The sequence below is a fragment of the uncultured Xylophilus sp. genome (genome assembly GCA_913776965.1).
Classification (GTDB): Bacteria; Pseudomonadota; Gammaproteobacteria; order Burkholderiales; family Burkholderiaceae_C; genus Xylophilus.
This window is the reverse complement of the sequence record CAJYQL010000049.1, coordinates 1-8181: the sequence shown is the minus strand read 5'-3', so window position 1 is coordinate 8181 and position 8181 is coordinate 1. Positions and strand designations below refer to the sequence as shown.

The 8181-nt window shown below is 69.5% G+C and carries 4 protein-coding genes and 1 pseudogene; 1 reads left to right on the top strand and 4 read right to left on the bottom strand.

The genetic code is table 11. The features are described from left to right. The first annotated feature begins 5 nt into the window (after positions 1–5). Entirely contained in the window at positions 6–2849 is a 2844-nt protein-coding gene (gene ppc / locus QZ500_RS06940) for a phosphoenolpyruvate carboxylase (protein WP_295852748.1), read from the top strand. A 97-nt stretch (positions 2850–2946) separates the two neighbouring features. Here the strand turns inward: ppc and QZ500_RS06935 are convergent. The 4 genes and pseudogenes from QZ500_RS06935 to imuA form a co-directional block, all read right to left on the bottom strand. Continuing rightward, positions 2947–6074, bottom strand: a pseudogene (locus QZ500_RS06935) (error-prone DNA polymerase). Further along, on the bottom strand, positions 6058–7014 hold the full coding sequence (locus QZ500_RS06930; RefSeq protein ID WP_366762727.1) for a DNA polymerase Y family protein: 957 nt from the start codon (positions 7012–7014) through the stop codon (positions 6058–6060). The pseudogene QZ500_RS06935 and the gene QZ500_RS06930 overlap by 17 nt, the downstream one beginning before the upstream one ends. Before the next feature lie 15 nt (positions 7015–7029). After that, on the bottom strand, positions 7030–7425 hold the full coding sequence (locus tag QZ500_RS19550; RefSeq protein WP_366762725.1) for a hypothetical protein: 396 nt from the start codon (positions 7423–7425) through the stop codon (positions 7030–7032). After that, a partial coding sequence (gene imuA / locus QZ500_RS06925; RefSeq protein WP_366762723.1) for a translesion DNA synthesis-associated protein ImuA occupies positions 7355–8181 on the bottom strand: 827 nt, incomplete at its 5' end. The genes QZ500_RS19550 and imuA, both read right to left, overlap by 71 nt.

Here is an 8181-nt window from a genome sequence, read left to right as displayed (position 1 = left end):
TTCCCATGCTGCAGCCCGAGCGCGACACCCCGGTCCGGCGTCGCAAGGACAACGAGCAACCGCTGGTGGAGGACATCCGGCTGCTCGGACGCATCCTCGGCGATGTGATCCGCGAGCAGGAGGGCGTGGCTGCCTACGAACTGGTGGAGCAGGTGCGCAAACTCTCGGTCGCGTTCCGCCGCGACGCCGACACCGAGGCGGACCGGGCGCTGAAGAAGCTGCTGAAGTCCCTGTCGGCCGACCAGACGGTGATGGTCATCCGGGCGTTCACCTACTTCAGCCATCTGGCCAACCTGGCCGAGGACCGCCACTACATCCGCCGCCGCACGGTGCACGAGCGGGCCGGCGACACGCAGGAAGGCAGCATCGAGGTCGCACTCGCGCGGCTGCGCTGGGCCGGCATCGCGCCGCGGGCGATCGCGCAGACGCTGGCGTCGAGCTATGTCTCGCCGGTGCTCACCGCGCACCCGACCGAGGTGCAGCGCAAGAGCATCCTCGACGCCGAGCGCGGCATCGCCCAGCTGCTGACGGCGCGCGACGAGACGAAGGCGCGGGCCGCCTGCATCGGCGGCACCAAGGACGCCCTGACGCCGCGCGAACTCGCGGCCAACGAGACCCAGATCCGGGCCCGCGTGATGCAGCTCTGGCACACCCGGCTGCTGCGCTACAGCCGGCTCACCGTGGCCGACGAGATCGAGAACGCGCTGTCGTACTACGAGGCGACCTTCCTGCGCGAGATCCCGAAGCTCTATGCCGGCCTGGAGCGCGAGCTCGGCGCGCAGCCGGTGGCCAGCTTCTTCCGCATGGGCCACTGGATCGGCGGCGACCGCGACGGCAATCCCAACGTGACGGCTGACACGCTGGAATACGCGCTGCGCCGCCAGTCCGAAGTCGCGCTGCGCCACCACCTGACCGAGGTGCACTACCTGGGCGGCGAACTGTCGCTGTCGGCCCGGCTGGTCGACGTGCCGGAGGCGATGCGGGCGCTGGCCGAACGTTCGCCCGATGCGAGCGAGCACCGTCAGGACGAGCCCTACCGCCGCGCTCTGACCGGTATGTATGCGCGGCTCGCGGCCACGCTGAAGGAACTGACCGGCGGCGAAGCCGCGCGCCATGCGGTGGCGCCGCAGAACGCGTACCGGCTGGCAGAAGAATTCATCGCCGATCTGCGGACGATCGAAGCCTCGCTCGCCTCCCACCACGGCGAGGCGATGGCCCTGCAGCGTCTGCGGCCGCTGCTGCGCGCAGCCGAAGTGTTCGGCTTCCACCTGGCGACGGTGGACCTGCGGCAGAGTTCTGACAAGCATGAGGCGGTGGTCGCCGAGCTGCTGTCGGTGGCCCGCGTCGAGGCCGGCTACACCACGCTCGACGAGCCGGCCCGGCAGGAACTGCTGCTGCGCCTGCTCAACGACGCGCGGCCGCTGCGGGTGGTCGGCGCAACCTACTCGGCGCTTGCCCAGTCCGAGATCGCGATCTTCGAGGCCGCCCGCACGCTGCGCGAACGCTACGGCGCGCAGGCGATCCGCCACTACATCATCAGCCACACCGAGACGGTGAGCGACCTGCTGGAAGTGCTGCTGCTGCAGAAGGAGGTCGGCCTGCTGCGCGGCACGCTGGATGCGGCGGCGGTCAACGACCTGATCGTGGTGCCGCTGTTCGAGACGATCGAGGACCTGCGCAGCGCCGCGCCGATCATGCGGGACTTCTACGCGCTGCCGGGCATCGCCGCGCTGGTGCAGCGCAGCGGGGCCGAGCAGGACATCATGCTCGGCTACTCCGACAGCAACAAGGACGGCGGCATCTTCACCAGCAATTGGGAGCTCTACCGCGCCGAGATCGCGCTGGTCGAACTCTTCGACAAGCTGGCTGTGTCGCACCGCATCCAGCTGCGCATGTTCCACGGCCGCGGCGGCACGGTGGGCCGGGGCGGCGGCCCCAGCTACCAGGCGATCCTGGCGCAGCCGCCGGGCACGGTGCGCGGCCAGATCCGGCTGACCGAGCAGGGCGAGGTGATCGGCTCCAAGTACGCCAACCCCGAGATCGGCCGGCGCAACCTGGAGACGCTCGTCGCCGCCACGCTGGAAGCCACGCTGCTGCAGCCGACCAAGCCGGCGACCAAGGTGTTCCTGCAGGCGGCCGCCGAACTGTCGGAAGCCAGCATGGGCGCCTATCGGGCGCTGGTCTACGACACCCCGGGGTTCTCGGACTACTTCTTCCATTCCACGCCGATCCGCGAGATCGCGGAACTCAACATCGCGTCCCGTCCCGCCTCGCGCAAGACGACGCAGACCATCGAGGACCTGCGGGCCGTGCCCTGGGGCTTCAGCTGGGGCCAGTGCCGGCTGACGCTGCCGGGCTGGTACGGCTTCGGTTCGGCGGTCGAAGCCTTCCTGGCACCGGAAGCCGGAGCCAGCGCCGCCACCGCGCGCGCCGGCCGGGCGACGCGGCTCGCGCTGCTGCAGAAGATGTACCGGCAGTGGCCGTTTTTCCGGACGCTGCTGTCGAACATGGACATGGTGCTGGCCAAGAGCGATCCGGCACTGGCCGGTCGCTATGCGGAACTGGTGAATGACGTGCGCCTGCGCCGCAAGGTGTTCTCGACGATCGAGGCGGAGTGGCAGCGCACCACCGAGGCGCTGGCGCTGGTGACCGGCGAGAAGCAGCGGCTGATGCACAACAGCTCGCTCGCCCGGTCGATCCGCCACCGCTTCCCCTACCTCGACCCGCTGCACCACCTGCAGGTCGAGCTGATGCGCCGCTACCGGGGCGGGCAGGGCGACGACCGGGTGCAGACCGGCATCCACATCTCGATCAACGGCATCGCGGCAGGGCTGCGCAACACCGGGTAAATTTAAACCAGCAATAGTGAGTATTGACGTGGAGCAAATAATAACAGCCGAACGTGCCATAGGCTGCTTGCCATGAGTTCAGCGGTGTTGTTAACCATTAGTGAAAATCCCAACTCTCCGTCCCCAGCCGCCCCAGCAGCGGCGTCAGATCCCGCAGCTGGTGCGCGATCAGGTTGCGCACTTCCCCTTCCCTCTGCCACATCCCCTGCACCGCGAGCAGCCGTGACTTCATCAGCGCGTCTCGCTGCTGCTCCTTGATCTTCGGCCAGCAGATGACCTGGATGGTGCCGGTCTCGTCCTCCAACGACACGAAGATGGTCCCCTTGGCTGTATCCGGCTGCTGCCGCAGCGTGACGATGCCGCAGGTCCGCACCCGCACGCCATTGCGGATCGGATGCAGCTGCTCGGCTGTGAGCAGCCGGTGCCGATCGAGGCGCGGCCGCAGGATCGCCAACGGATGGCGGCGCAGGGTCAGCCCGGTCGCGTTGTAGTCCCACAGCACTGCCTCGCCCTCGGGTGCCTCCGGCAGGTCGAATTCTTCCTCCATCACCGGCGCATCGCGCAGCAGCTGCGGCGGTGCGCGCAGTGCGACAGCCTCCCACACCTGGTTGCGCCTGTGACCCGCCAGGCTGGCCAGCGCGTCAGCTGCAGCGAGCAAGGCCATTTCTGCTTGCTCCAGTCCGGCCCTGCGCGCCAGATCCTCGGCGCTGTCGAACGGCTGCAGTGCACGCGCAGCCATGATTCGCTCGGCAGACGCCCTGCGCATGCCCGAGATCTGCCGCAGCCGCAGCCCCAGCCGCACCGCCGACGGATGCGCCACGCCTTCGAGCGTGCAATCCCGATCGCTGTACATCACGTCTATGGGCCGCACCTCGACGCGGTGGCGCTTCGCGTCCTGCACCAGCTGCGATGGAGAGTAGAAGCCCATCGCTGGCTGTTCAGGAGCGCCGCCAGGAATTCGGCCGGATAGTGGCACTTGATCCAGCAACTGGCACAGACCAACAGCGCGAAGCTGGGAGCGTGGCTCTCCGGGAACCTGTATTCGCTGAATCCCTTGATCTGCTCGAAAATGCTTTCGGCAAACGACTTCTCGTAGCCCAGGCTGGTCATGCAGTCCACGATCTTGGAGTAGTACTGCTGCAGGCCACCTCTACGGCGCCAGGCGGCCATCGCGCGGCGCAGGCCGTCCGCCTCGCCCGGGGTGAAGCCCGCGGCCAGGATCGAGATCTGCATCACCTGTTCCTGGAATACCGGCACACCCATCGTGCGTCCGAGTGCTTCCCGCAGTGCCTCGCTCGGATACGTCACCGGCTCCAGCCCCTGCCGGCGGGCCAGCAGCGGATGCACCATGCCGCCCTGGATTGGCCCGGGCCGGACGATAGCGACCTCGATGACCAAGTCGTAGAAGCACCGCGGCCGCATCCTGGGCAGCATGCTCTGCTGGGCCCGGCTCTCGATCTGGAAGACACCGATGGTGTCGGCCTTGCAGACCATGTCGTAGGTGTCGGTGTCTTCCGCCGGGATGTCCTGAAACTCGAAGACATGGCCGAGCCGGCGGCCGATGAAGTCCAGCGATTTGCGGATGGCGGTCAGCATGCCGAGCGCGAGCACGTCGACCTTCAGCAGCCCGAGCGCGTCGATATCGTCCTTGTCCCACTGGATGACCGTCCGCTCCGGCATCGAGGCATTCTCGATCGGCACCATGCGCGAGAGCGGACCCCGGGTCAACACGAACCCGCCCGGATGCTGGCTCAGGTGCCGGGGCGAATCCATCAGCTGGCCGGTGAGCGACAGCAGCTGCTGCACCTGCAGGTCGGCCAAGTCCATGCCGGCCTCGGCGATCCGCTCGGGGGCCACAAGGCGGCCCTCGAACCACTTCTGGTTCTTGGCCGCCCGGTCGATCAGCTCGTCGTCGAAGCCGAGCGCCTTGCCTACGTCGCGAATCGCGGACTTGGGGCGGTAGCAGACCACGACGCCCGTGAGCGCTGCCCGGTCCCGGCCGTATTTGACGTACAGGTACTGAATCACCTCTTCCCGGCGTTCGTGCTCGAAGTCGATGTCGATGTCCGGCGGCTCGTTGCGCTCCTTCGAGATGAAGCGCTCGAACAGCATGCTCATGCGGGCCGGATCCGCCTCGGTAACGCCCAAGCAATAGCAGACGACACTGTTGGCGGCCGACCCTCGCCCTTGGCAAAGGATCCCGCGGCTGCGCGCAAAGATCACGATGTCGGCGACCGTCAGGAAATACGGCTCGTAGCGCAGCTCGGTGATCAGGGATAGTTCGTGCTCGATCTGCAGCTGCACCTTGGCCGGCACGCCGTCGGCCCAGCGGCGGCCGGCGCCCTCGTAGGTGAGCCTGCGCAGGTAGCTCGCCGGCGTCTCGCCGGGCGGCACGATCTCATCCGGGTATTGGTACCGCAGTTCGTCCAGCGAGAAGCTGCAGCGGCGGACCACTTCCAGCGTCTCGGCCAACAATGCCGACGGATAGGTCTGCGCCAGGCGCAGTCGGGCGCGCAGGTGCCGTTCGGCATTCGGCTGCAGATCGAGCCCGCATTCGGTGAGCGGCCGGCCGAGCCGTGTGGCCGTCATCACGTCCTGCAGCGGCTTGCGGCTTCGCAGGTGCATATGCACGTCGCCGACCGCGACCAGCGGCAGGCCAGCTGCGGCGCCAGCCGTGCGCAGACGCTGCAGCCAGACGGCATCCTCCAGCATGCGCAGCAGCAGCACGCCGAGCCATGATCGGCCGGCGAAGTGCTCGGCCATCCATGCGGCGATCGACTGCACCTGGTCTTCGCTGCTGCCGCGCGCCGGCACGGCGATCGCGAGACAGCCGGCCAGCGCATCTGCGTCGACAGAGGCGCGATCGAGCGCATAGGCGCCCTTCTCGTCGGATGCCCGACGCAGCAGCGTGATGAAGGCGCAGAGATTGCCGTAGCCGTGTAGATCCTGCGCGATCAGGACCAGCCGAAAGGGGGAAACGCCGTCGACCTCGAAGTGACTGCCGATCAGCAGGGGCATGCCGGTCTTCTTGGCCTCGACGTGGGCGCGGACGACGCCGGCGACGCTGCATTCGTCGGTGATGGCCAGCGCGGCATAGCCGAGCGCCTGGGCACGCTCGACCAGTTCCTCTGGCCGGCTCGCGCCCTTGAGAAACGAGAAGTTCGAGAGGCAGAGCAGCTCGGCGTAGCCGGGCAGCGCGCCAGTAGCGTCAGGCGAAGATCCCATGCAGCCACCAGCCGCCGCGGTCCCCGCCGAATCGCTCCTGATAGACCCACAGCACGCCGGCATGCTCGTTGGCGGCGACCCAATAGTCGCGTAGGGCCTTGTGCGTGGCTGCGACGCCGCTGGCGCCGGAGCCGGCGCCGGCGCCCCCGGTGTCACCCTCTGCTGCGGCGGCCGCGTGCCACCAACCGGTTTCGATCCGCTGCGGCCCGACCAGCAGCTGCAGCGGTCCCTGGTAGAGCGGCCGGTCGTCGCGCACCGCGAGGCGCAGCGGCTTCGGCAGCAGCCAGGTCGGCTGCGGGTCGGTCGCGATCCGCACGCCGGCCGGCGCAGGCGTCGCCGGCCAGGCCGTCCACCGCGCGGTCCATTCGATCCGGTGGCCCTCCCGCATGACCGGCTGCAGCACCCGGTCCGGGCCGAGCCGGGCAGCGACCCGCTCCAGCACAAGCCTGAGCGCCTCGCGGGGCGCCGACGCCTGCGGAATCAGGTCTGCGCTGTGCTCGTGCAGCGCATGCACTTCGTCGGCAGTGAGGGCCAGGTCGCCGACCGGCGCAGCCAATGTCACCCGCGCCAGATGCTCGGCCAGCAGTCGGCACAGGTGCTCGACGTCGCGCATCGGCTCGGCGGTGCGAACGGTCAAGGCGCCCGATGTGCCGGCGTCCTTCGGTCGCATGACATCGTGCATCCAGTGCAGGGTGATGGCCGTCGTGCCGGCGCGGCGGGCGGCGAGCCAGCCGCACAGCTGCACCAGCAGCCGGCGCGCGCCGAAGAGCAGCGCCGGCGCGAGATCGATGCGGGCCGGCAGTTCGAGCGTCGCGCGGAACGTTTCCGGCAGCGTCTCCCAGGTGTGCGCCGGCGGCCGCAGTCCGTAGGCCATGTCCAGTGCGGCGAGCAGCTCGGCATCGAACCGTCGGCTGACACCGCCGCGCGGCAGCCGGCGCACGTCGCCCAGCGTGCGTCAGCCGAGCCGGCCGAGCGTGGCGCGGTGCAGCCGTGCGGCGCTCAGTGTCTCCAGCGGCAGCGCATCGAGCAGCTCGGCCAGCGGTCGGGCGAAGCCATTGGTGCCGCCGGCGCGGGCAACAGCGAGTGCCGCCAGGCTGGTAGGAGCCCAGGCGAGCCGCTCGACTCCGAGATCCTGTGCCTCTTCCGCGACCCGGGCCCGGAGCGCACGCCGGCCGCCGAACAGGCGCGCGCTGGTGCCGAGCTCGGCGAGCACCGACTCTTCGGCGATCGCGACACGCGGGGTGTACTGCAGCGCCCACACGGCCGTGCCGCGCAGCGTCTCAGGCGACGGCGGCGATGCGGGGTCGGCCGGCGACGGCAGCACGGCCGCCCACAGCGTATGCGGGTGCATGCGTCACCTCCTGCGGGGAAGGGATGGCGACAGCGGGCGTTGCAACAGACACTGCGCCAACCTGCGCCGGCTGCGACCGCACCCGCTCGGTGAGGACCTGCGCCAAGCCGCCCGGAATCGAGTCCAGCAGCAGCGGTGTGTCGTGCATCGGGCCGCGACGTTTGACGATCTGGATCCGCAGCTGCCAGGCATTCGCCGGCGCCGCTTCGAGCCGCAGGGGTGCAGCGGACGACTGCAGGCCCGCCTGGATCGGCCGGAACAGGATCACCGGGCCGTCATGGGCCTGCGCGAGCACCTGCAGCCGGCGGATCTGCTCGGGCCGTGCCTGCGGGAGCCAGGCGAGGACGGCGGCCGCGGCGCCGGCCTTCACCAACTGCTCGGTCGCCCACAGCCGTTCAGCCGGCGCCGACGCGGCCACGTGGACCAGCATGCGCGGCTGAAGCCCGAGGTGCGCCAGGCCGCCGACGTGCGGGATCTTGGGCGCGCCGATCAACGCGATCGGACGGCCGCCAGCGGCGAGCGGTGCCAGCGCGGGGCCGACCAGCCGCCATTCGAGGATGGCCGGCTGCGCGGTGAGGCACTCGGTCAGGGAATTGCACGGCCAGCCACCGCCTGGTAGCTCGGCATCCAGCGCGGCCCAGCTGGTGGGGACAATGCGGGACTGTAGGGGCTCGATGTCGGAACCGCGCCAGAGGCCCTCAATCGCGGCCAGCGCATCATCCGCACTGCGGCCGGGCGCAGTAGGCGAGAGCGGAA

Coding starts and splice junctions, on each gene's coding strand:
- QZ500_RS19550 (WP_366762725.1), bottom strand. CDS start 7,425: ATGCACCCGCATACGCTGTGGGCGGCCGTGCTGCCGTCGCCGGCCGAC.
- ppc (WP_295852748.1), top strand. CDS start 6: ATGCTGCAGCCCGAGCGCGACACCCCGGTCCGGCGTCGCAAGGACAAC.